The sequence below is a fragment of the Sphingobium sp. SA916 genome (assembly GCF_002894065.1).
GTDB classification, from domain to species: domain Bacteria; phylum Pseudomonadota; class Alphaproteobacteria; order Sphingomonadales; family Sphingomonadaceae; genus Sphingobium; species Sphingobium fuliginis.
Genome location: NZ_LXYF01000022.1, coordinates 40,543 through 65,128, shown reverse-complemented (window position 1 = coordinate 65,128; position 24,586 = coordinate 40,543). Strand labels below are relative to the sequence as shown.

At 64.1% G+C, this 24,586-nt stretch carries 20 protein-coding genes and 1 tRNA gene; 11 read left to right on the top strand and 10 right to left on the bottom strand.

The window, feature by feature from the left end; translation table 11 throughout:
• Positions 1–13: 13 nt before the first annotated feature.
• Together argJ and A8G00_RS04230 are read right to left on the bottom strand one after the other, a co-directional pair.
• Positions 14–1,240 (bottom strand): bifunctional glutamate N-acetyltransferase/amino-acid acetyltransferase ArgJ, encoded by a 1,227-nt coding sequence (gene argJ / locus A8G00_RS04235; RefSeq protein ID WP_103000132.1) that lies wholly within the window; start codon positions 1,238–1,240, stop codon positions 14–16.
• Positions 1,241–1,270: 30 nt separating this feature from the next.
• Positions 1,271–2,782 carry a glycosyltransferase family 39 protein gene (locus tag A8G00_RS04230; RefSeq protein ID WP_103000131.1) on the bottom strand — a complete coding sequence of 504 codons (1,512 nt, stop codon included), beginning with the start codon at positions 2,780–2,782 and terminating at the stop codon, positions 1,271–1,273.
• 238 nt (positions 2,783–3,020) lie between these two features.
• On the opposite strand from A8G00_RS04230, the gene secA reads away from it, so the two are divergent.
• Positions 3,021–5,750, top strand: coding sequence for a preprotein translocase subunit SecA (gene secA, locus A8G00_RS04225; RefSeq protein ID WP_103000130.1), 2,730 nt, complete (start codon positions 3,021–3,023; stop codon positions 5,748–5,750).
• Positions 5,751–5,969: 219 nt separating this feature from the next.
• On the opposite strand, the gene A8G00_RS04220 is transcribed toward secA, so the two are convergent.
• From A8G00_RS04220 to A8G00_RS04210, 3 genes are all read right to left on the bottom strand, one after another.
• Positions 5,970–6,428, bottom strand: coding sequence for a DUF983 domain-containing protein (locus A8G00_RS04220; protein ID WP_103000129.1), 459 nt, complete (start codon positions 6,426–6,428; stop codon positions 5,970–5,972).
• 306 nt (positions 6,429–6,734) lie between these two features.
• Positions 6,735–6,935: a hypothetical protein gene (locus A8G00_RS04215; protein WP_048577854.1), complete on the bottom strand. Its 201-nt coding sequence runs from the start codon at positions 6,933–6,935 to the stop codon at positions 6,735–6,737.
• 73 nt (positions 6,936–7,008) lie between these two features.
• Positions 7,009–7,098: transfer RNA gene (locus A8G00_RS04210), tRNA-Ser, on the bottom strand.
• A gap of 241 nt (positions 7,099–7,339) precedes the next feature.
• Between A8G00_RS04210 and A8G00_RS04205 the strand changes: the two genes are divergently transcribed.
• From A8G00_RS04205 to mazG, 10 genes are all read left to right on the top strand, one after another.
• Positions 7,340–8,377, top strand: coding sequence for a lytic transglycosylase domain-containing protein (locus tag A8G00_RS04205; protein WP_103000128.1), 1,038 nt, complete (start codon positions 7,340–7,342; stop codon positions 8,375–8,377).
• A gap of 80 nt (positions 8,378–8,457) precedes the next feature.
• On the top strand, positions 8,458–9,621 hold the full coding sequence (locus A8G00_RS04200; protein WP_103000127.1) for a D-alanyl-D-alanine carboxypeptidase family protein: 1,164 nt from the start codon (positions 8,458–8,460) through the stop codon (positions 9,619–9,621).
• Entirely contained in the window at positions 9,591–10,259 is a 669-nt protein-coding gene (tmk, locus tag A8G00_RS04195) for a dTMP kinase (protein ID WP_244309737.1), read from the top strand. The genes A8G00_RS04200 and tmk overlap by 31 nt, the downstream gene beginning before the upstream one ends.
• Complete coding sequence (locus A8G00_RS04190; RefSeq protein ID WP_103000126.1) at positions 10,256–11,218, top strand: AAA family ATPase; 963 nt, start codon at positions 10,256–10,258, stop codon at positions 11,216–11,218. Before tmk ends, A8G00_RS04190 begins: the two co-directional genes overlap by 4 nt.
• 43 nt (positions 11,219–11,261) lie before the next feature.
• Positions 11,262–12,830 carry a methionine--tRNA ligase gene (gene metG, locus A8G00_RS04185; RefSeq protein WP_103000125.1) on the top strand — a complete coding sequence of 523 codons (1,569 nt, stop codon included), beginning with the start codon at positions 11,262–11,264 and terminating at the stop codon, positions 12,828–12,830.
• Between the two features lie 3 nt (positions 12,831–12,833).
• Positions 12,834–13,607 carry a TatD family hydrolase gene (locus A8G00_RS04180; protein ID WP_048578549.1) on the top strand — a complete coding sequence of 258 codons (774 nt, stop codon included), beginning with the start codon at positions 12,834–12,836 and terminating at the stop codon, positions 13,605–13,607.
• Positions 13,604–14,383: an MBL fold metallo-hydrolase gene (locus A8G00_RS04175; RefSeq protein ID WP_103000124.1), complete on the top strand. Its 780-nt coding sequence runs from the start codon at positions 13,604–13,606 to the stop codon at positions 14,381–14,383. Before A8G00_RS04180 ends, A8G00_RS04175 begins: the two co-directional genes overlap by 4 nt.
• A gap of 15 nt (positions 14,384–14,398) precedes the next feature.
• Positions 14,399–15,049, top strand: coding sequence for a TIGR02281 family clan AA aspartic protease (locus A8G00_RS04170; RefSeq protein ID WP_103000123.1), 651 nt, complete (start codon positions 14,399–14,401; stop codon positions 15,047–15,049).
• On the top strand, positions 15,046–16,341 hold the full coding sequence (locus tag A8G00_RS04165; protein ID WP_103000122.1) for an MFS transporter: 1,296 nt from the start codon (positions 15,046–15,048) through the stop codon (positions 16,339–16,341). Before A8G00_RS04170 ends, A8G00_RS04165 begins: the two co-directional genes overlap by 4 nt.
• 131 nt (positions 16,342–16,472) lie before the next feature.
• Complete coding sequence (gene mazG / locus A8G00_RS04160) at positions 16,473–17,261, top strand: nucleoside triphosphate pyrophosphohydrolase (RefSeq protein ID WP_103000121.1); 789 nt, start codon at positions 16,473–16,475, stop codon at positions 17,259–17,261.
• 58 nt (positions 17,262–17,319) lie between these two features.
• Here the strand turns inward: mazG and hflX are convergent, their stop codons facing one another.
• The 5 genes from hflX to ntrC all read right to left on the bottom strand — a co-directional run bounded on the left by hflX (position 17,320) and on the right by ntrC (position 24,579).
• On the bottom strand, positions 17,320–18,651 hold the full coding sequence (hflX, locus tag A8G00_RS04155; protein WP_103000120.1) for a GTPase HflX: 1,332 nt from the start codon (positions 18,649–18,651) through the stop codon (positions 17,320–17,322).
• Between the two features lie 65 nt (positions 18,652–18,716).
• On the bottom strand, positions 18,717–19,199 hold the full coding sequence (hfq, locus tag A8G00_RS04150; protein ID WP_025548924.1) for an RNA chaperone Hfq: 483 nt from the start codon (positions 19,197–19,199) through the stop codon (positions 18,717–18,719).
• A gap of 155 nt (positions 19,200–19,354) precedes the next feature.
• On the bottom strand, positions 19,355–20,728 hold the full coding sequence (locus tag A8G00_RS04145) for a sigma-54 dependent transcriptional regulator (protein ID WP_044662332.1): 1,374 nt from the start codon (positions 20,726–20,728) through the stop codon (positions 19,355–19,357).
• Positions 20,718–22,982 carry an ATP-binding protein gene (locus tag A8G00_RS04140; protein WP_103000119.1) on the bottom strand — a complete coding sequence of 755 codons (2,265 nt, stop codon included), beginning with the start codon at positions 22,980–22,982 and terminating at the stop codon, positions 20,718–20,720. Before A8G00_RS04140 ends, A8G00_RS04145 begins: the two co-directional genes overlap by 11 nt.
• A gap of 151 nt (positions 22,983–23,133) precedes the next feature.
• Complete coding sequence (ntrC, locus tag A8G00_RS04135; protein WP_044663153.1) at positions 23,134–24,579, bottom strand: nitrogen regulation protein NR(I); 1,446 nt, start codon at positions 24,577–24,579, stop codon at positions 23,134–23,136.
• Positions 24,580–24,586 lie beyond the last annotated feature (7 nt).

The following is a 24,586-nucleotide window of genomic DNA, read 5'->3' as shown; positions in this document are numbered from 1 at the left end:
GGCCGTCCTTTTCTCAACTGCGATAATCCGCGTTGATCGAAATATAGCCATGGGTCAGGTCGCAGGTCCAAACCGTCGCCCGGCCGTCGCCCAGCCCCAGATCGACGCCGATCGCTATGTCCTGCCCCTTGAGATGCGCGGCCACCGGCGCCTCGTCATAGCCCTCGACCGCCAGACCGCCCGACGCCACCTGGGTTGCGCCGAAACGGATGGAAAGCCTGTCGCGATCCGCAGGCTCTCCAGCCTTGCCGATCGCCATGACCACGCGGCCCCAATTGGCGTCCTCGCCCGCAATGGCGGTCTTCACCAGCGGCGAGTTGGCGATGGAAAGGGCGATGCGATGCGCGCTGGCGTCGCTTTCCGCGCCCTCGACGGCGATCTCGACGAATTTCGTCGCGCCTTCGCCGTCGCGCACCACCAGATGCGCAAGCTGGCGGCAGAGATCGTCCAAGGCGGCCGCGAAGGCGTCCGCCCCGGCATCCTCCATGGAGGCGAGCGGCGCATTGCCCGCCTTGCCGGTGGCGAAGGCCAGCACCGTATCGCTGGTGGAGGTGTCGCTGTCGACGGTGATGCAGGAAAAGCTCGTCCGGTTGGCGGCGGACAGCATCTGCTGCAACAGCTTGGGATCGATGGCCGCGTCGGTGAAGATATAGCCCAGCATCGTCGCCATGTCCGGCGCGATCATGCCGGACCCCTTGATGATCCCGACAAGCTCGACCCGCGTGCCGCCGATCATGGCGGAGGCGCGGGCGCCCTTGGCATAGGTGTCGGTCGTGCCGATGGTGGTCGCCGCATCCTCCCAGCCGCAGGGCGCGGCGGCAAAGGCGGCTTCCAGCCCCGCCTCTGCCTTGTCCACCGGCAGCGGAACGCCGATCACCCCGGTGGAGGAGATGAAGACGTCCGACGGCTGGCAGTCCAGATGGTTCGCGACCTTGGCGGCAATGGCCTCCACCGCCGCGCGGCCCCGGTGCCCGGTGAAGGCATTGGCATTGCCCGCATTCACCACCAGAGCCCGTGCGGAACCGAGCGGAATGGCGTCCCGGCACCATTCGACTTCCGGGGAAGGGCATTTGCTCTGCGTCGTGACTCCCGCGACCGCCGTGCCTTCGCTCAGCTCGACATAGGTGAGGTCGCAGCGATCCCAATTCTTGTATCGCGCCCGCGCTACGCGAGCCGTGACGCCTGCAACGGGCGGAAGGTCGGGGAAAGCGGCGGGGGCGAGGGGGGAGCGTTCAGTCATGCCCGTCGCTTAGCGCAATATGCCCGCCCGTCAACGGCGAGATGGGCGGATATAGAGCTTTCCGACGCCGTCCGGCATGGCCAGCATCCGGTAGGCGCGCCGCTTCGCATAGGCGATCAGGCTGTCGTCGGGCCGCAGCGGCAGTTTGCGAGTCCCCATTTCATATCCGACCAGGATCGCCTCGGGCGGATCGCGGTCCAGATCGGCCAGGGTCGCCGGTATCATGGCATGGATGCGCCGGGCTTCCGCGCCCTCCATCGTCCATCCCGTCCGGTACACGAAGGGGCCCGGCGCGAACCGCCGGTCGATGTTGAGCCCGCTGTCGACCAGTTGCTGGGGCGAAAGGGTGACGATCTCGTCGTCGCCGGTCAGCCTGCGCACCTGCGCGCCGGCCCAGCGCGCATGGTCGCTCGCCGCCAATATCGGCGATCCATGACCCGCCATGGCGATGACATGGCGGGTCGCCGGCAGCAGCCCCGGCACGGCGGACAGGCAGAGCGATGCGATCAGGACCGGACGGGCGCGACGGGGCCAGGCCCGTGCGTCGTCCAGCATGAAGCCGAGCGCCAGGCCCAGCGGCGGCAGCAACGGCATCACATATTGAAGCTGGGACGGCGTCGGCAGCGCGGCCCCGATCAGTCCGCCGCCGATCATCCAACAGGCAAGGCGCCTTTCGGGCGGACCGGCCCGGCCGCGACTTGCCCATCCATGGGCGATGATGGCTGCCAGGCTGAGCAGCGCCGGCCCCCGCCAAAGATATTTGGCGAGATCCCCGAACTTCTCGCCCCATGACAGTTCGTCGCCCGCGCCATTGGCTGCATACCAGGCAAAGGGGCCGCTCGCCGCAAAGGTGACGACTCCATAGAAAAAGGCGGCCGGCGCAAGGGCGCAGGCGACGAGCATGGGCGCAAGCCCCGCCAGCGCGCCAAGGGCCAGCCAGGCGGCATGGCGCGGGCGGGCCAGCAATGCAAAGCCGCCGACCGCCGCCCCCAACGGGATGAAATTGAGCTTGGCGGCGACGGCAAGCCCGAAGAACAGCCCCGCTCCGAACCAATGGCGTCGCCCACCGGCCTGCAGCGCAATCACCGAAAGAAGCATCGCCAATGTGGCCAGCATGGTGGGCAGCATGTCGTTGCGGGTCACGCTCGCGGTGAATTGAAAGGCGGCGGTCGCGGCGATGAAGGCAGTCGCAAGGGCCGCGCTGGCGCGCGATATGCCCGCGCGCCGTTGCGCGAAATGGAGCAGCAGCAGCGTGATCAGGGCGCAGGCCGCCGTGGCGAGCCGCATGGCGACCAGCATCCTGCCCGGGAAACCGACGGCCAGGGGCGCGAACAGCCAGGCATGAAGCGGCGGTTGCAGGTACAGGAAGTCGCGATAGATCAGCAGGTGCGAGCTGAACCATGCGCCTGCTATATATTGGCTCTCGTCATGATCGAACGGCGTCGCAAGCGCCGCGATCCCGAACCACAGCAAAGCCGCGGCCGTCGCCGCCACAGGCAAGGTCGCGCCGCGCGGTTCCATGCGGGCAGGGCTGGAGATCATCGTCAAATCGCTCTCATTCCTCAGGCTTCGGCACCGGCGCCGTCACTGGACGCCGCGATCCGCCCATATCCTGCTTCCGCCCATGTCCGGCACGGAAAAATCCGCTTGATCGCTCATTATTACGCCCTCGCGACATACCCGCTCTGATTGACTAACGCCCGTGCGCGCCCTAAATCGCCGCGCATGTCCGCGTGCATCGCCCCAAAGGCGTGCGCGTCCCCTTTTGTCAGGAACTTGCATGTTCGGCGCACTCGCCAAGTCTATTTTCGGCTCCTCCAACGACCGCTACGTGAAGTCGCTGGGCAAGACCGTCGAACAGATCGCCTCTTTCGAACCCACCATCTCGGCCATGACGGACGAGGAACTGACGGCGCAGACCCTGCGGTTCCGGGAACGGCTGGCGCAGGGCGAGACGCTGGACGACCTGCTGCCCGAAGCTTTCGCCACGGTGCGCGAGGCCGCCAGGCGGACGCTGGGCCAGCGCCATTATGACGTGCAGATGGTGGGCGGCATCGTGCTTCATCGCGGCGAGATCGCGGAAATGCGCACCGGCGAGGGCAAGACGCTGGTCGCGACGCTCGCCACCTATCTGAACGCGCTGGAGGGGAAGGGCGTCCACGTCGTCACGGTGAACGACTATCTGGCCAGCCGCGACTGCGAATGGATGGGGCAGGTCTATCGCTTCCTGGGCCTCACCACGGGCGTCATCGTGCCGAACCTGTCGGAAGACCAGCGGCGCGAGGCCTATAACGCCGACATCACCTATGCGACGAACAACGAACTCGGCTTCGACTATCTGCGCGACAATATGAAATATGACCGCGCATCGATGGTGCAGCGGCCGTTCAACTTCGCCATCGTCGACGAGGTGGACTCGATCCTGATCGACGAAGCGCGCACGCCGCTGATCATCTCCGGCCCCACCGACGACAAGTCGGAACTCTATGTCGCCGTCGACGCGATCGTGAAGCGGCTGGACGACAGCGACTATGAGAAGGACGAGAAGCAGCGCACCGTCACCCTGACGGAGGACGGCACCGAGAAGATCGAGCGCATGCTGGAGGAGGCCGGGCTGCTGCAAGGCGCCAACCTCTATGATTTCGAGAACACCGCCGTCGTCCATCACGTCAACCAGGCGCTGCGCGCGAACGTCATGTTCCGCCGCGACATCGATTACATCGTCAAGGACGGCAAGGTCATCATCATCGATGAATTCACCGGCCGCATGATGGACGGCCGCCGCTGGTCGGACGGCCTGCACCAGGCGGTGGAAGCCAAGGAAGGCGTGAATATCGAGCCGGAGAACCAGACGCTCGCCTCCATCACCTTCCAGAATTATTTCCGCATGTACCCCAAGCTTGGCGGCATGACGGGCACGGCCGCGACCGAAGCGACCGAATTCTACGAAATCTACAAGATGAACGTCGTCACCATCCCGACCAACCGGCCGGTGCAGCGTGTCGATGAGGAAGACAGCTTCTACAAGAATCTGGAGGACAAGTTCCGCGGCATCGCCAAGACCATCAAGGTCCATGCGGAGCAGGGCCAGCCGGTCCTCGTCGGCACCGTGTCGATCGAAAAGTCGGAAATGCTGTCCGAATTCCTGACGCAGGAAGGGGTGAAGCACGCCGTCCTCAATGCCCGCTTCCATGAGAGCGAAGCGCATATCGTGGCGCAGGCGGGCCGCAAGGGCGCCGTCACCATCGCCACCAACATGGCCGGGCGCGGCACCGACATCAAGCTGGGCGGCAATCTGGAATTCCGCGTCGAGGACGAGCTGCGGGACATGCCGGAAGGCCCGGAGCGCGAAGCCGCCATCGCCCGCATCGATGCCGAGATCGAGGCGGAGAAGCAGGAAGTGCTCGCCGCCGGTGGCCTCTTCGTGCTGGGCACGGAACGCCATGAAAGCCGCCGCATCGACAATCAGCTTCGCGGCCGCTCGGGCCGTCAGGGCGACCCCGGCCTGTCGCGCTTTTATCTCAGCCTCGACGACGACCTGATGCGCATCTTCGGCCCGGACACGATGTTCGCGAAGATGATCCGCTCCAATCTGGAAGATGGCGAGGCGCTGCCGCCCTCGAAATGGCTCAGCAAGGCGATCGAGACTGCGCAGAAGAAGGTCGAGGCGCGCAACTACGACATCCGCAAGCAGGTCGTCGAATATGACGACGTCATGAACGACCAGCGCAAGGTCATTTACGAACAGCGCAGCGACATCATGGATGCGGAGACGGTGGACGATGTCGTCACCGACATGCGGCATGAGACGGTCAATGATCTGGTCGGCGCGTCCTGCCCGCCGGGCACCTACCCCGAACAGTGGGACATGGAGCGGCTGAAGGCCCGCACGGCCGAAGTGCTGAACCTGGAACCCGATTTCGACGGCTGGCTGGCTGAGGACCATGTCGATCCGGAAATGATCGAGGAACGGCTGAGGGCCCTGGCCGACGAGGCCGTGGCCGACAAGGTCAAGGAACTCGATCCAGAAAACTGGCACATGATCGAGAAGTCGATCCTGCTCCAGAGCCTGGACCATCACTGGAAGGAGCATCTGTCGACTCTCGACGCGCTCCGCCAGGTCGTCCATCTGCGCGCCTATGCGCAAAAGACGCCGATCAACGAATATAAGCAGGAAGCTTTCGCCCTGTTCGAACGCATGCTGGGCAATATCCGCGAGGATGTGACCGGCTCCATCGCCCGCGTCCAGTTCCGCATGGAAGAGCCGCTGCCGGAATTCGACCTGCCGGTCCTGCCCGACTTCATCACCACCCATATCGACCCCTTTTCGGGCGAGGATAATAGCGGCGACATCGAAGGCGGGCAGATCAGCGGGATCACGACCACCCTGCCGCGTCCGCCGGCGGGCGGACAGGGCGGGGAGTTTGCCAATCTGGACATCAGCCGCAATGCGCCATGCCCCTGCGGCTCGGGCCAGAAATACAAGCATTGCCACGGCGCACTCAGCTAGGCTGTGTGGGGATTCAGCCCATGGCGGGCTGCAATTGGCGACTTTCTGCTTGGAAGAATGCGACAGCAGGAAACCGGAGCGTGCGACCTGCGCCCGATTTGACGCAGCGCGCTCCGGAATAAGCCCGTCGTTTCAACAATGGGCATGCTGAACCGGCTTCAGCAGGACGAAGGGAATAATCCGGGGCAATCGCGCGATATGGCTGAATGCCGATACAGCCTAATCGCCGGCCCCGTCCCCATGCAGTTTCGCCCATAATTGGGCTGTACCCGCTTCCTGCGCCTTGTTCACATATTGGGCGGCGATCAGCCAACCCTTGATCGGTCGCAACGGAAGCACTGTCGTCAGGATCAGCACCGGGACACCGACGGCCAGATGCACCCAAAGGCCCGGCCGCGCCAAAATCTCCAGCATGATGATGAAGACCACGCCCGGAACGCAGGCGAATAGCTGCACGAATACGGCCGGCCCGTCCGCCGGATCGGCAAAATCATAATTCAGCCCGCAAATCTCGCAATGATCGCGCACCGTAAGGAAGCCGCGGAAGATATGTCCCTCGCCGCATCGGGGACAACGGCCGAAGGGGCCGGTCTCCATTGGAGAAAGCCGCTTCCAGCGACCTTCCATTTCCGCCGCCGGTTGCATCGTTGTTATCCTGTCCGTGTCGCTCATCGTCATGCCATTCTGCCTGTCGCAGAAATGTCGTCATATCCTGCGGATTTTCAATTGGGCTTTTTGCCCCAGGGCAGTCTGCCCCCGCTCATGGAATTGACGTTACGGAAAGCAGCGTTCTACCTTTGGGTAGATTGCCAAGAACATCTGCACCTGCTAATCCGGGGAGGATTTGGATGCCCGACAGCAAACAAATCGCGCTCCCGGCTTTCCCTTGCCCGGGAGCGCTTTTTTATTTGCAATGCATTGCGACGACAAAAGTTCCCGCCAGCCTGATGGCCGATAGACCATGGATAATGGGCATGAAGCCGATCAGGGCTCCCGCTCCATCGCATCATGAAGGACCTGATCGGGACAGGACATGGCAAGGGCCCTGACCTTGTAGCGCAGCGCAAGTTCGCGATGGACCGCAACCTCCTGCGACGAAGCGCTGCGCCTTTCGGCAGCATCGGCTTTCGCGGCTTCTTCTCTTGCGCGCCGGAACATGTAGCGCGCATCGCTATCGGCAGACATCGTCACCTCCGATGATTGTCGACCGCTTCTAGCATGAAGAAAACCGCCGTGCTTTAACGGGGATCAAATTGGATGGCGGACAGGGTGGGATTCGAACCCACGGTGAGCGTGAACCCACGGCGGTTTTCAAGACCGCTGCCTTAAACCACTCGGCCACCTGTCCGTCGCCACGCTTCCGGGAGCGATTTCCAGCCGATCGAACCGATCGCTGGTCGGGAAATCGCGGAAAACAGCGCAACGATCCGATTCAGTCAGATCGAAACCCGCTCTAGCGAACCCGGCGGCCTTGCCAAGCGTAAAAATGGCGGGAAGGCGGTTTCATCGCCCGAATGGCGCCGTGCGCCATTAAGGGGATTCACGCCACGCCATCCCTGTGCAACAAAAGGGCTTAAGGAGATTCTTCAATGCGTTCGTCGATCATGTCGCTGTTGCTGGGGCTCGCCGCCGTCATGGTGGGCGGTCTGACGGCGGACAGCGTCAGCGCGCAGGAGGATGTCGCCTTTCGCGCCTATCTGGAATCTCTCCGCCCGAAGGCGCGGACCATGGGCATCCGGGATACGACGCTGGACAGCGTTTTCCCGGGCCTGACCCCCAATCCCCGCGTGGTTCAGCTCGACCAGAACCAGCCTGGCGGCGGCGCCTACGCCCCCATTCCCAATTTCGAGCCATATCGCCGCCAGCATGTCGACGCGGCGCGCATCGGCCGGGGCCGCACGGCCTATCTCGCCAACCGCGCCCGGCTCGCCCGGATCGAGGCGGAGACCGGCGTGCCGGAGGAGGTCATGGTCGCCATTTACGGCCATGAGACAAATTACGGCGCCTATACCGGCGATTTCGACCTGATCCGCTCACTCGCGACCCTTTCCTATGAGGGGCGCCGCCGGACATTGTTCGAACCGGAACTGCTGGCGACGCTCAAAATGCTGGACAATGGCGTGCCGCGCAGTCGCCTGGTGGGCAGTTGGGCGGGCGCGACCGGTTATCCCCAGTTCCTGCCCAGCGTCTATCTGCGGTTGGGCAAGGACGGCGACGGCGACGGACGGGTCGACATCTGGAACAGCGAAGCCGACGCGCTCGCCTCCATCGCCAATTATTTCGTCCATGCCGGATGGCGCCGGGGCCAGCCGTGGGGCATTGCGGTGTCCGTGCCCGCCGGTCTCGACCGCTCCGGCCTTGCCGCCCGCACCAGCCCCGCCCGCTGCCCGCGCGTGTTCAACCGGCATAGCCGCTGGCTCAGCATGGCCGAATGGCGGCGCATGGGGATCGTGCCCAGCGGTGGCGGCTGGCCCGCCGACCGGGTGATGGCGACGCTGCTGGAACCCGATGGGCCGGGCAAGACGGCTTATCTGCTCACCAGCAACTACCGGGCGATCCTCGACTATAATTGTTCGAATTTCTACGCATTGTCGGTCGGCCTGCTCGCCGACGCGGTGAAGCAATAGAGCGCTTTGCTATTGGTCCTGCCATGGCTAATGAATGCGCTAGGCACTCGAAGAATCCACCAGTCCGAAGGCAATCCTGCATGAAGAAGTCCATCGCCGCCCTCCTGTTCGTCGGGTTGCTCTCCACGCCGCTGACCGCCGCCGCGCCGCCCTATAGCAGCGAAGCGCCGATCGCCTATATGAAGGACCTGTCGTCAGGCGCGGTGCTCTATAACAAGGGTGGCGACACGCGGATGCCGCCTGCCTCCATGGCGAAGATGATGACGGCCCATGTCGCCTTCCGCCTGATCCAGAAGGGCGACCTGAAGCTCGACCAGAAATTCACCGTCCGCCCGGAAACCTGGCAGCAATGGCATGGCCCGCAGGCCGGTTCGACCATGTTCCTGTCGCCGGGCGAGCAGGTGTCGGTGGAAAATCTGCTGCACGGCATCGTCACCCTTTCCGGCAATGACGCCTGCGTCGTGCTGGCGGAGGGCATTGCCGGGACCGAGCAGGCCTTCGTCGCGCTGATGAATCAGGAGGCGAAGCGTCTGGGCCTCAAGAACAGCAATTTCGGCACCAGCAATGGCTGGCCGGACGAAGGCGTCACCTATGTCACCGCCGCCGACCTGGCGACGCTGGCCGAAGCGACGATCGAGGAAACGCCCAACCTCTACAAGAAATTCTACGCCACGCGCAGCTTCACCTGGGGCAAGACGATGGGCGGCGCGGACATCGAGCAGGGCAACCGCAATCCCATATTGGGCAAGGTGGCCGGGGCCGACGGGCTCAAGACCGGGCATACCCAGGAAGCGGGTTTCGGCTTCACCGGATCGGCCGAGCAGGAGGGGCGTCGTCTGGTCATGGTCGTCGCGGGCCTCACCAGCTTCAATCAGCGGATTGCTGAATCCGTGCGCTTCATGGACTGGGGCTTCCGCGCATGGAAGGCGCAGCCGCTGTTCAGGAAGGACCAGACCGTCGAGACCGCCGAAGTGCAGCTTGGCAGCGCGACCAGCGTGCCGCTGGTGGCGCCGCAGGACATGGCCGTGACCCTGCCTCGCGCCGCATCGTCCAACATCTCGGTCAAGGTCGCCTATACCGGCCCGATCAAGGCGCCCATCGCCAAGGGGCAGAGGATCGCGCAACTGATCGTTTCGACCCCCGATACCCCGCCGCAGATCCTGCCGCTGGTCGCCGGCGAGGATGTCTCCGAAGCCGGCATTTTCGGCCGCCTGTGGAACGGGCTGAAGTCGTTCTTCGGGTGACCGACGCCCGGACGACAGGGGGGCGCTTCATCTCTCTGGAAGGCGGGGAGGGCGCGGGCAAGTCGACCCAGTTGAGCGCGCTTGCCGCGGCCCTGCGCGCGCGCGGCCTGGAAGTGGTGGAAACCCGCGAACCCGGCGGCAGCGAAGGGGCGGAGGCCATTCGGGCCCTCCTGCTGACCGGTGGCGCGGACCGCTGGAGCCCTCGCGCCGAAGCGCTGCTGTTCGCCGCTGCCCGTGCCGATCATGTCGAAAAGACGATCCGCCCGGCGCTGGAGCGCGGCGCATGGGTGCTTTCCGACCGCTTCCTGGACAGCAGCCGCGCCTATCAGGGCATGGGTTCGCTGACCGACGCGGACATATTGGCGCTTCACCGGATCGGCAGCGACGGTTTCCTGCCCGACCGGACGCTCTTCCTCACCCTGGCGGAGGAGGAGGCGAGCGCTCGCGCCCAATCCCGCGATGGAGATGCTGCGGACAGGATCGGTGGGCGTGACCGGGACTTTCACCGGGCCGTCTCGACCGCCTTCCATCGGTTCGCGCAGCAGGAACCGGCGCGCTTCTTGACCGTCGATGCCTCTGGCGAAGCCGAAGCCGTGACGGCAAGGCTGCTGCATGCCTTGCAGGACCTGCTGCCATGACGCCGCTGCTCGGCCATGACGGGCAGGCCCGCACCCTGCTCGGCGCGGCGCGAAGCGGCCGCCTGCACCATGGCTGGATATTGGCCGGCCCACGCGGCATCGGCAAGGCAAGCTTCGCCCGCGCCATGGCGCTGCGCCTGCTGGCGGAGGCAGCGGGCCCGGCCATCGCGGCCGACGGGCTGGACGTGCCGCACGACCACCCGATCCGCCGTCTGTTCGAAGCCGACGCCCACCCCGACTATGCGGAGCTTTTCTGCCTGGAAAGGGAAAGCGGCACAGCGCGCAACATCACGGTCGATCAGGTCCGGGGCCTGCAGCGCCTGATCCAGTCGGCTCCCTCCATGTCCTCGCGGCGGATCGTCGTCATCGACAGCGCCGACGATCTGGAGCGCGGCGCGGCCAATGCGTTGCTCAAGAATCTGGAAGAGCCGCCAGCCGACATGCTGTTCCTGCTGGTCAGCCATGCGCCCGGCCGCCTGCTGCCGACCATCCGCTCCCGCTGCCGCACCCTGCGCTTCGACAGCTTGGGTGAGGATGCCATGCGGAGCATCCTGCACAAGGCGGACGCACGCCTGTCTCCGGACGAACTGACGGCGCTGGTCCGCGCAGGCGAGGGGTCTCCCGGCAAGGCATTGCGCTATGCCGGCCTCAACATAGCGGACATCGAGCATTCGCTGGCGGCGATCGCCGCCGATGGCGACCCCGGCAATCGCCATCGGCTGATCCTGGCCAAGATGCTTTCATCAAAGAGCGCACGGCCCCGTTATGAGGCCTTTCTGGAGCGTGCCCCGGCCTTCATCGCGGCGGCGGCGCGCCAGCGGCAGGGGGACGATCTCGGCAAGGCGCTGGACCATTGGGAAGCCGCCCGTCAGCTTGCAGGCGGAGCCATCATCCTGTCGCTCGAACCGGGGGCGGTGGTTTTCGAACTGGCGGGGCATGTTGCGGCCCTTGCCCGCTGAAAAGCGGCTTTGCGCAAGGGCTAACACCCGCTAGGGAGGGCCCATGTCCAAGCCCTATACCATCACGACCGCTATCAGCTACCCCAATGGCCGCCCGCATATCGGCCACGCCTATGAAGTGATCGCCACCGATGCGATCGCCCGTTTCCAGCGGATGATGGGCCGCGACGTCTTCTTCCAGACCGGCACGGACGAACATGGCCTGAAAATGGCCCAGACCGCCCGCGGCCGGAACATGGAGCCACGCGCGCTTGCCGATGAAATGTCCGGATATTTCAGGGCTATGAACGACGGTCTGAATATCAGCTATGATCGTTTCATCCGCACCAGCGAGCCGGATCACCATCGCGCCAGCCAGGCGATCTGGCAGGCGATGGAGGCCAATGGCGACCTCTATCTCGGCCGGTATGAAGGCTGGTATTCGGTGCGCGACGAAGCCTTTTACGACGAAAAGGAACTGATCGAAGGGGAGGGCGGGCAGAAGCTCTCGCCCCAGGGCACGCCGGTGGAATGGACGGTGGAGGAAAGCTGGTTCTTCCGCCTGTCCGCCTATCAGCAGAAGCTGCTGGACCTCTACGCCAGCCAGCCTGATTTCATCCAGCCCGACAGCCGCCGCAATGAGATCATGCGCTTCGTCGAAGGCGGACTGTCCGACCTCAGCGTGTCGCGCACCAGCTTCGACTGGGGTGTGAAGGTGCCGGGGAGTGACGGCCATGTCATGTATGTGTGGGTGGACGCGCTCACCAATTACATCACCGGCTGCGGCTATCCCGACGATGCCGAACGCATGGCCCGTTACTGGTCGGAAGGAGGCGACATCACGCATATTATCGGCAAGGATATCGTGCGTTTTCATACCGTTTACTGGCCGGCTTTCTTGATGAGCGCGAAGCTGCCTTTGCCCAAGCAGGTGTTCGGCCACGGCTTCCTCCTCAACCGGGGGGAGAAGATGTCGAAGTCGCTCGGCAATGTGGCCGATCCGATGGAACTGGCGGAGCGCTTCGGCGTGGACCAGCTTCGCTATTTCCTGCTGTCGGAAGTCACCTTCGGCAATGACGGCAGCTACAGCGCGGAGGCGATCGTCGCCCGTTCGAACAGCGACCTCGCCAATAGTTTCGGCAATCTCGCCCAGCGGACGCTGAGCTTCATCGCGAAAAATCTCGAAGGCCGTCTGCCTTGGGGCGGTAGTTCTGAAACGCGCGAAGATATCGAACTGCTTTCAACCGTTCGCAGGGAGATCGTTTCGCTGGAGAGCGAATTTGCAAGTCTTGCTCCTTCGGACGGTATTCAATCTTGGATGCGCGCGGTCTTTGCTTGCAACGCCTACATAGATGCGCAAGCGCCTTGGTCGTTGCGCAAGACTGATCCTGCACGCATGGAAGCAGTTCTAGCTGTCCTCTATGTAGCTATAGGAGAACTTGCTGTAGCCATTTTGCCAGTTATCCCGGCGAGTGCGAACGCGCTACTTGATCAGTTGGGTATCCCGCCGAATATCCGCAACTATCAGGGTCTCCGCTCTCAGTGGTATCAGGCGCTCGTGGAACAAAGCTTTACGCTCACGCCGCCCAAGCCGCTTTTCCCGCGCCTCGAACTGCCCGTCGAAGAGGCATAGGCCATGTTCATCGACAGCCATTGCCACTTGAATTACAAAGGGTTGATCGAGGATCAGCAGAATGTGCTCGAACGGGCGCGTGGCGCCGGCGTAGGCCTGATGCTCAACATCGCCACGCGCGAAAGCGAGTGGGACGATGTGCTGGACACCGCGTTGCGCGAACCCGATGTCTGGGCGACCGTCGGCATCCATCCGCATGAGGCAGACGAGCATCCGCATGTCGATACGGCGAAGCTCGTTGAACGCGCTTCCCACCCGCGCATCGTCGGCATAGGCGAGACCGGCCTCGATTATTATTACGACCATAGCGACCGCGAGCGGCAGCAACGCAGCTTCCGCGCCCACATCGCCGCTTCCCGCGAAACCGGCCTGCCGCTGATCGTCCACACCCGCGATGCGGAGGAGGACACGCTCGCGATCATGCGCGATGAAATGGGGAAGGGAGCCTATGGCGGGGTCATCCACTGTTTCACCGCCAGCGGCGCCTTTGCCGATGCGGCGATGGAACTGGGTTTCCTTATCAGCATTTCGGGTATCGTGACCTTCAGGAACGCCAGGGATTTGCAGGAAACCGCCGCGCGCCTGCCGCTCGAAAGCCTGCTGATCGAGACCGACTCCCCGTTCCTCGCGCCGGTTCCCCATCGCGGCAAGCCCTGCGAACCGGCGTTCGTGGCGGACACTGCCCGTTTCCTGGCGAATTTGCGGGGCGAGAGCGTCGAGCAGTTGGCCGAGGCGACGTCAGCCAATTTCCGCAAGCTGTTCAGCAAGGCGGCATGAGCCTCAAGCTCACCATCCTGGGCAGCGGCACCTCTTCGGGCGTCCCCCGGATCGGCAATGACTGGGGCGCATGCGACCCGCAGGAGCCGAAGAACCGCCGCACCCGGGCGTCGATCCTGATCGAAAGCCCCACGACCCGGCTGCTGATCGACACATCACCGGATATGCGCGCCCAGTTGCTGGCGGCCGATGTCGTGCAGATCGACGCCATATTGTGGACGCATGACCATGCCGACCACAGCCACGGCCTGGACGATGTCCGTCAGCTTTACCATCATCGGGGCACGCCCGTGCCCGGCTATGCGCGCCCTCAGACGCTCCGCCTGCTCCGCGAACGCTTCGGCTATGCCTTCGAAGGGCGTCACGGTTATCATCCGACGATCGAACCCCATGCGCTGCCGGATGGCCTGCGCATCGGGGACATCGGCATCGCCTGCATGGATCAGCCCCATGGCGAGATATTCTCCACCGGCTTCCGCTTCACGCATGATGGTCATTCCATTGGCTATGCCACTGATTTCCATGACATAACGGTCGACATGCTGGCGCTGTACGATGGGCTGGACATCTGGGTTGTCGATGCCCTGCGGGAAAAGCCGCATCCGACCCACGCGCATCTGGCGCTTACCCTGGATGCCGTGCAGGCCGTACGCCCCCGCCGTGCCATATTGATCCATATGGACCAGAGCATGGATTATGCGACGCTCCGCCGGACACTCCCCGAAGGCGTCGAACCGGGCTATGACGGGCTGGTGGCCGAACTGGGCGCGACATAGGGGGCGGGGCAGGGGATGGATGGCGATCAGGCAATGTCCAGTCTCTGGTATGTGCTGGCGCTTGTCCTGGTCGGGTCGGCCTTGATTGCCCGGCGCGCCCCGATGGGCGGGCTCATGCGCATGGCCATGTTCTGGATCGTCATCTTCGCCGTCCTCCTCGGGCTGTTCAAGGCTGGCGAGAAGTTCGGTCTGTTTTCCAGCCGCTTATATGGGGCAGGGGACGAATCCCCTCCATTGTCGACCAATGCCGCGTCGACCAATGCCGCGCCGGCGGCCTTGCCGTCCGCGCATGTGGAGGGACAGGCCTTGCGAATCCCGGTCGCGCCCGACGGTCATTATTGGGTGGAGGGAATGGTCAACGGGAACCCGACGCGCTTTCTGATCGACAGCGGCGCCAGCGTCACCGCCCTGTCGGTGGAGGCGGCCCGCAGTTCCGGCCTGAATTTCGACCTGAACGCGCCCGGCGTCAGCATGATGACCGCCAACGGCAAGATCGACGCCAAGCGCTCGACCATCGCCACGCTGGTGGTCGGCCCGATCCGGGCCAGCGATCTCGACATCGTCGTTTCCCCGGCTTTCGGAGAGGTCAATGTGATCGGCATGAACATGCTGTCGCGCCTGAAAAGCTGGTCCGTGCAAAATGGAGAGATGGTGCTGACCCCATGACGTCATCGACCGCAGCACCCGATCAGCGTCAGCGCCTGAAGGCCATCATCGGCGGCTCCACCGGCAATCTGGTCGAATGGTATGACTGGTATGCCTATTCCGCCTTCACCCTCTATTTCGCCCAGCATTTCTTCCCGAGCGAGGACCGCACGGCGCAATTGCTGAGTGCCGCGGGCATTTTCGCCGTGGGCTTTCTGATGCGACCCATCGGCGCGTGGCTGATGGGCGTCTATGCCGATCGCCATGGCCGGAAAAGCGGCCTGACGCTGTCCGTGGCCCTGATGTGCGCCGGCTCCTTGCTGATCGCCGTCACGCCCTCTTATGATAGCGTCGGCGTCGCCGCGCCCCTGCTGCTGGTGCTTGCGCGCCTGATGCAGGGACTGTCGATCGGCGGCGAATATGGCGCCAGCGCGACCTATCTGTCCGAAATGGCGGGGCGCAACCGCCGCGGCTTTTTCTCCAGCTTCCAATATGTGACCCTGATCGCGGGGCAACTTGTCGCCATCTGCGTCCTGCTGGCGCTCCAGGCCATGCTGACCGAGGCCGAACTGGATGCCTGGGGCTGGCGCATTCCGTTCCTGATCGGCGGAGCGCTGGCGATCATCGTCTTCTGGCTGCGGCGCGGCCTGGCCGAAACCCAGAGCTTTGCCGTGGCCAGGGCGGAGGGCGCCCCCAAATCCGGATTCATGGAACTCGTGACCCGGCATCCGCGCGAGACGCTGACGGTGATGCTGCTGACGGCAGGCGGCACGATCGCCTTTTACGCCTATTCCATCTACATGCAGAAATTCCTGGTCAACACCAGCGGGCTCAGCCGGGAAACAGCATCGCAAATCAATGGTATAACGCTTTTTCTTTTCATGCTGCTTCAGCCTGTCGCAGGGGCGCTTTCCGACCGCATCGGGCGCAAGCCGCTGATGATCGGCTTCGGCCTGCTCGGCGTCCTGTGCACCTATCCCATCTTCGCGACGCTGGCCGTCACCAAGGACCCGTGGGCGGCGGGGGTGCTCGTAATGGCCGGCCTGGTGATCGTGACCGGCTACACTTCGATCAACGCGGTGGTGAAGGCGGAATTGTTTCCCGCCCATATCCGCGCATTGGGAGTGGCTTTGCCTTATGCGCTGGCCAACACCTTGTTCGGCGGCACCGCGGAATTCGTCGCGCTCTGGTTCAAGCAGATCGGCGCAGAACAGGCATTCTACATCTATGTGACGGTGATGATCGGCATCTCCCTGATCGTCTATATCCGCATGCCCGATACGCGGCAGCATAGCCGGATAGTGGAAGATTGAGGATGCAAGGATCATCATATATTTAACATAATCCTTATTATCGAACTCAGATATTCTTGCCGAAAGCTGGCCTTGGCCCATCCGGCACCCTATCATCCTCCCAATCCCACCCACTTGATCCAGAGTCCTGCATGTCATCCAACAGCAAGGCGAGTCCCGCCGACATCATGCCGCTCGCCAAAGTCATGGCACGGCTGCGCGATCCCGACACCGGTTGCCCCTGGGATGTCGAACAGGACTTCGCCAGCATCGCGCCCTATACGATCGAGGAAGCCTATGAGGTTGCCGACGCCATAGAGCGCGACGATATGGCGGCCCTGCGGGACGAACTTGGCGATCTGCTGCTGCAGGTCGCCTTCCATAGCCGCATGGCGGAACAGGCCGGCCATTTCACATTGCAGGAGGTCATCGACGGCATCACGGAAAAGATGATCCGCCGTCATCCCCACGTCTTTGGCGAAGGAACCGGACGCACGGATGGCCATGCCCAATGGGAAGCCATCAAGGCCGCCGAGCGCGCCGAGAAGGAACCCGATCCAAGCGCGCTGGCAGGTGTCGCCATAGCGCTGCCCGCCCTGCTCCGCGCCGAAAAGCTTCAGAAACGCGCAGCCCGCACGGGGTTCGACTGGCCCGACATCGGCGGCGTCATCGACAAGATCGAAGAAGAACTGGGCGAGGTGCAGGCGGCGACTACCCAGGCCGAACGGGAGGAGGAAGTGGGCGACCTTCTCTTTGCCGTGGTCAACCTCGCCCGTCATCTGAAAGTCGATCCGGAAGTCGCCCTGCGCGCCGCCAATGGCAAGTTCGACAAGCGTTTCCGCATCATGGAAGGACTGGCCGGCGAGGACTTTCCCACGCTCCCGCTCGATGAGAAAGAAGGCCTGTGGCAACAGGCGAAGCGGCAGTTGCGACAGGCTTGATAAGGCGACATGGTCCTGGACAGGCCGGAACCCGGTTCCAGCATTTCGTCCAGTAAGGTTAATTTCCCCGGCGCTTGAGGAACCGCGCCAGCGCGGAATCGGACAGCCGGACATCCACCAGCATATCCTCGCCCTCCGCCCTGCTGCCGATCACCTCGCCATGTTCGTGCAGCCATGCCATCGCCGCACCGTCCGCCAGCGGCACATGCAAGTGATGGACCTGCGCCCCCGCGGTCAACCGGGTGCTGATGGCGCGCTGAAGGTCATCGACTCCCTCGCCGGTCAGGGCGGACAGGATCACCACATCGTTCCGCCGCGCCGCCGTCTCCCGCGCCAGCGTCGCCGCATCCTCGTCCAGCAGGTCCAGCTTGTTCCACGCTTCGATGATCGGCGGCGGTTCATCGCCCTCGCCCGCCTCCAGAGCCCCTTCCCCCGCGACGCCAAGCTCGCCCAGCACGTCCATGACGTCGTCGCGCTGGGCGTCGCTGTCGGGATGCGCTATGTCGCGGACGTGGACGATCAGATCGGCCGACAGCACTTCCTCCAACGTCGCGCGGAACGCCGCGATCAACTGCGTCGGCAGGTCCGAAACGAACCCGACGGTGTCGGAAAGAATGGCCTTGTCCAGTCCTGGCAAGGCGATCTGCCGCATCGTGGGATCGAGCGTCGCGAACAGCAAATCCTCCGCCATGACGTCAGCCCCGGTCAGCCGGTTGAACAGCGTGGACTTGCCCGCATTGGTATAGCCCACCAGCGCGATCACCGGCCAGGGTGCCCGCTGCCGCCGCGCCCGGTGCAGGCCGCGCGTCTTCGTCACCTGATCCAGCTCCCGCCTGATCTTCGCCATCCGGTCGCGGATCATCCGCCGGTCAGCCTCGATCTGCGTTTCGCCAGGACCACCCAGGAAACCGAAGCCGCCGCGCTGCCGCTCAAGGTGGGTCCAGCTTCGCACCAGCCGCCCAGCCTGGTAATCCAGATGCGCCAGTTCGACCTGCAGGCGCCCCTCATTGGTCGCGGCGCGCTCACCGAATATCTCCAGGATCAGGCCGGTCCGGTCGATGACCTTGGTTTCGGTCGCCTTTTCCAGATTGCTCTGCTGCACGGGGCTGAGCGCATTGTCGACGATGACCAGTTCCGCCTCTTCGGCCCGCGCCAGCGTTGCGATCTGGTCCACCTGACCGCTGCCGAACAGGGTTGCGGGCTTGCGGTCGCGCACGCGGAAGGCCTGCGCCGCGCGCACGTCGATGCCGATGGCAAGGGCAAGGCCCCTCGCCTCCTCCAGCCGCGCATCGCTGTCGCGACGTTCCGGACCATGGACATCGGCGCGCACGACAATGGCGCGCGCGCCGCGCGACACCTCGTCATCGGAATCTCGGTTGAAGACAGCCATGGTGGCTTAACGCTTCCGGCCCCCGCCGGCTTCATCGGAAACCGGGCGAGGACAAGAAAAAGCGTTCAATCCTCGCCCTCACCCTCGCCGGTGAGGTCCAGCGCGTGCAGCGGCTGCACGGTGGAAATCGCATGCTTGTAGACGAGCTGGACCATGCCGTCCCGCTCCAACAGCATGCAGAAGAGATCGAAGGCGGCGATTTCGCCCTGCAACATGACGCCGTTCACCAGGAACATCGTCACCGGGCTGCCGGACTTGCGCACCGCGCTCAGGAAGATTTCCTGGAGCAGCTTCGACTTGCCATTGCCGTCGCTGGCCTTCCGCAATTCGGTCAGATCCATGGATTGCGCGGGCATGACGGTCGAAATCGCATGCTTGTACACCAGCTGCGACTGTCCGTCCCGCCGCAGCAGCACGGAAAAATTGTCGAACCAGGTGATGATGCCCTGCAGCTTCACACCCTTGACCAGGAACATGGTCACGGGCGTCTTGCTCTTGCGCAGGCTGTTCAGGAAGATGTCTTGAAGGTTGTTCACTTTGTCGGCCATGGTCTTCACCAGTCCTTTATTGGCGGGACGTTACCCGCTCTCGCACCCTTAAGCAGAGTGTCTTGCCCGCCCCCGCCTGTCGGAAGCGAGGCAAGCCTACCGCAATTGCGAAGGGCCGTCCATGCCCTGTTTGGCTGAAGATCGTTCAGTTTACCTCAACCATCCTTGCCATCCGTAATTCCCAGCAGCTTCAACTTCCGGTGCAGGGCCGAACGTTCCATGCCGATGAAGGTGGCTGTACGGGAAATATTGCCCGAAAAGCGGCGGATCTGGATGCGCAGATATTCCCGCTCAAAGCTTTCCCGTGCCTCGCGGAGCGGCGCGCCCATGATCGCTGACTGCCCCATCCCCTCCGAACCGCCGTTGCTCGTCAGTTCGGCCGGCAGCATGTCCAGTTCGATCCGCCCGATCCGCTCGCCCGGCGCCAGGATCATCGTCCGCTCGATGACGTTGCGAAGCTGACGGACGTTGCCCGGCCATTCATTGGCCTGCAAGGCGGCCATGGCGTCACTGGCGATCTCCGGCGGCGGCACCCGGCGCTCCGCCGCGAAACGGGCGAGATAATGTTCGACCAGCGGTGGAATGTCATCCCGGCGCTCGGCCAGCGGCGGGATGATGAGGGGCACGACGTTGAGCCGATAGAAGAGGTCCTCGCGGAAACGCCGCTCCTCGATCTCCGTCGCCAGGTTGAGCGCGGTCGAGGAAATGACGCGGACATCCACCTTTACCTGCCGCTGCCCGCCGACGCGGGTGAAGCTCTGATCCGTCAGCACGCGCAGGATCTTCGCCTGCGTCGTAAGCGGCATGTCCGCGATTTCGTCGAGGTAGAGCGTGCCGCCATGCGCCTGCTCCAGATAGCCGGGACGCACCAGCCCGCTCGGGTCCTCGACGCCGAACAGCTCTTCCTCGACACGATCCGGGTCCATCCGCGCGGCGGCGACGATGATGAAGGGCGCGTCCGCCCGCCCGCTCCAGCTATGCAGCATGCGCGCGGCGACTTCCTTGCCGACGCCCGCCGGACCGGAAATCAGCACCCGGCTGCCCGTCCCCGCCACCTTCTTGATCGTGGCGCGAACGGCATTGATCGCCGCCGAAGTGCCGGTCAGTTCGTCATCCTGCCCGAAACGGGCGCGCAGCACCTGATTTTCGCGCCGCAGCCGCTCCGTCTCGGTCGCCCTGGAAACCAGATGCAGCAGCCGGTCCGCCTCGAACGGCTTTTCGATGAAGTCCGCCGCTCCCTTCCGGATGGCGGCCACGGCGGTATCGATATTGCCATGGCCGGAGATCATGAGCACCGGAATGGTCGCATCCCGCCGCTTGATCTCGTCCAGCAGTTCCAGCCCGTCCAGCTTCGATCCCTGCAACCACACGTCCAGCAACACCAGCGAAGGCCGCCGGGCGTCCAGCGCCTCGATCGCGCTGTCGCTGTTGGCGGCGGTGCGGGTGGTGAAGCCCTCATCCTCCAGGACGCCCGCGACCAGATCGCGAATGTCCTCCTCATCGTCGACTATCAGAATATCAAGCGCCATTGGCTGTCACTTTTCCAGTCGTTTTTCCATGGGGCAAGGCGATGACCTGCCCCTCTTCCAATTTCTCGAGCGCCGCCACCGGGAAGCGCAACGTCACGCGCGCGCCCCCGCCCTCGGCGTCGTCGAAGCGGATTTCGCCCATATGCTCCTCGACAATCTTCTTCACGATGGCGAGGCCCAGGCCCGTGCCCTTGGTCCGGGTGGTCATATAAGGCTCCAATATGCGTTCGCGTTCCGGCGGCAGGCCGATGCCATTGTCCTGCACCGCGATCAGCAGGTTGCCGCCGTCATGCTCCACCGTCATGGACACCTGCCCGCGCCAATGGTCGCCATCGGCGGCGGGCTTGGGCTCGATCGCCTCGACGGCGTTCTTGACGATGTTGGTGAGCGCCTGGCCCAATTGCCGGCGGTCGCAGACCATTTCCGCATCGCCATCCATGGAATGATATTCGAAGCGAATATCGGGATGGGCCACTTCGTGCAGGAACAGCGCGTGGCGGGCGATGTCGTCGATCCGCTCGCGCCGGAACACCGGCTTGGGCATGCGCGCGAAGGAGGAGAATTCGTCGACGATCCGCCGCAGGTCGCCCACCTGCCGCACGATGGTGCCCGTCAGGCGCGTAAAGGTGGCCTTGTCGCTCGTCACCTCCTCGGCGTAGCGGCGTTGCAGCCGTTCGGCGGCAAGCTGGATCGGGGTCAGCGGGTTCTTGATCTCATGCGCGATCCGCCGCGCCACGTCGGACCATGCCGCCCGCCGCTGGTCGGAAAGCTGCTGCGTGATGTCGTCGAAGGTCAGGATGTGGCGCGACGCATCCTCCGAAACCTTGACCGCCAGCGTCCGCACGTCGCCATGGGCGCGGATCTGGACGATGCCCGCATCCTCCTCCGAAGCGATCAGCGCCGCCAGCTCGGGCGACACTTCGGTCAGCGGACAGCCCACCGGATCGTCCCCCTCCCGCACCAATATGGCGGCCGCCGAACTGTTGAGCAGCAGGATGATGCCGTCGCGGTCCACCGACAGCACGCCGGCCGACACGCCCGACAGGATCGCCTCGATGAAGGCGCGGCGTTCATCGAGCTGGCTGTTCGCCGCGACCAGCGCGCCGGTCTGCGCTTCCAGCCTCTGCGTCATCCGGTTGAACGCGGCGGCCAATGTGCCGATCTCATCCCGCGCCTGGGGGCTGGTCACGCGGGCCGACAGGTCGCCCGCCGTGATCCGCCGGGCAGCCATGACCAGTTCGTTCACGGGCCGCACCATCCAGTCGGCGACCTTCAGCGCGATATAGACCGCCACGCCCACCAGCAGCAGCGATCCCACGAACAGCAATATGTTGAAGCGCAACTGCAAGGCGCGGGACTGTGCGGCGAAAATGTCGTAATCCGACAACACCTTCTGCGCCCGCTCGACATTGCTGAACGCCGTCGAACCTGAATCGCGGGTGGCGTAGAGATAGATTTTCGCGTTGGGATAGAGCAGCGTCACCGCCTCGATCTGGTTGGGCTTGGCGGCGACCACCACATCCTCGCCGGCTTCCAGCCGCTTCACCACGTCGGGCGTCAGCATCTCCGACGCCGGCCGGCTTTCCGGATCGACCGTCGCCGCCGTGCGCGCCACGCCGTCCTTGCCAATCTCGATGATCGCGGAACGGTTCAGCTTCCGCGTGACGACCTGATAGATATAACCTTCGGCAAAGCGCGGGCTGGAGACTTTCGACTGGCTCAGATAATCGCGCAGGTCGCTCGCCATGGTGACGGTTTCGTCACGCACGTCGCGCAGGTTCTGCTCATAATAGCCCCGCGCCAGGTCGCTCGCATTTTGCAGCATGCCCCGCGCGCTGTCGGAAAACCAAAACTGCACGCCATATTGGAACAGCAGGGAGGCGAAGATCACCACCAGCAGCATGGGCACGCTGGCGACGATGGAGAATATCGCCACCAGACGGACGTGCAACTGCCCGTCGCTCCCTATGGCGGACTGGGCCGCGCGCCGCTTCGCCACCCGCCGTCCCAGCAGCACCAGCAGCGCAATCGCCGGCACCAGATTGGCGACCAGCAGCAACGCCACGATGGGCGGGGTCAGCAATGTGTAGGATTGCCCCTGTCCCGTCAGCAGGAAATAGGTGATGCCCGCCATGCCCAGGAACAGGACAAGCGTCACCGCCTCCACCACCGCGGCAAGGCGGCGGCGCAGGAAAAGGGGGAAATGCCTTTTCCATGCCCGGCCCCGCGCCGGCAGAGTCACTGCGCCTTCCATAGTGGCTTGGTTACAACATTAATGTGCCCGATCAAACACAGTAATTGATGGGCATGGCGCTTCCGGTCGAAAAGAGCGGTCGGTTCGTCGCCGCCGCCCGGAACGGTCGATCCGAACGCATCGGCTTGACCGATCTTCCCCGCCGAATATTCTAATCGCCGATCCGAAGCTGCAAGGGATCGAGCCCATAGTCGGTCAGCTTCTTGCGCAGCGTGTTGCGGTTGATGCCCAACAGTCCCGCGGCGCGTATCTGGTTTCCGTCGACGCTGGCCAGCGTCTCCTGGAACAGGATCGGCTCCACCACGGCCAGCAGGTCGTCATGCAGGCTGCGGTTCGGCTGGGTCAGGCCGATGCCCAGTTGCCGCTTCGCCCATTCCCGCACCGCCTGGCCCAGCAGGTCGCCGGGGGCGGCATAATCGGCGGGCACGGCTTCCAGCGGCAGGCTGTTGCGCAGCATGTCAGCGGTGATCATGTTCTCACGGCTCAGAACCGCCAGCCGCTGCATCAGATTCTGCAGTTCGCGCACATTGCCGGGCCAGTGATAGGCCATCAGCAATTGCGCCGCATCGTCGGACAGCGACTTGCGCGGCAGCCCCTCCTGCGCCGCGCGGTCCAGGAAATGCCGGGCGAGCAGGATCACGTCCTCCCGCCGCTCGCGCAGCGCCGGAAGCGCAATGGGGACCACGTTCAACCGGTAATAGAGGTCCTGCCGGAAGCGGTTCTCCTCGATCAGCCTGGGCAAATCCTTGTTGGTGGCCGCGATGATGCGGACATTCACCTTGACCGATTTGGAGCCGCCGACGGTCGTGACCTCTCCGGACTGAAGGACGCGCAGCAGCCGCGTCTGCGCTTCCATCGGCATGTCCCCGATCTCGTCCAGGAACAGCGTGCCGCCCTGCGCCTGCTCGAACTTGCCTGCGGTGCGGGCATGGGCGCCGGTGAAGGCCCCTTTTTCATAACCGAACAGTTCCGCCTCGATCAGTTCGCGGGGGATGGCGGCCATGTTGATCGGCACGAACGGCTTGGTCCGCCTCTGTCCCAGGCTATGGATCGCCTCTGCCACCAGTTCCTTGCCGGTCCCGGATTCGCCCAGCACCAATATGCTGAGGTCGTTCGACAGGACCCGGGCGATGGTCCGATACACCTCCTGCATCGCCGGGGAACGACCCACCAGCGGCAATCCGTCATGCGGCAGGCCGGCATCGGCCGCTTCCTCGTCCGCTCCCTTCCCCGATCCCAGCGCATCCGACACGGCCCGCGTCAGCTCATTGAGATCGAAGGGCTTGGGCAGATATTCGAACGCGCCTTTTTCGGTGGCGCGGATCGCCGTATTCAATGTGTTCTGCGCCGACAGGATGATGATGCTGAGCGCCGGGCGCCGTTCCAGAATCTCCGCGACCCCATCCAGCCCGTCGCCGTCCGGCAGCATGACGTCGGTGATCAGGACGTCCGGCGAAAAGCTTTCCAGCAGGGCGCTCCGCTCCCGGATCGATGCGGCCGTCTTGACCCTGTATCCCTGCCGCCGCAGCGCTTCCCCCACGACCACGCAGATCGCCGGATCGTCGTCCACCACCAAAATCGAGCCCGTCACCGCCATCATCTTG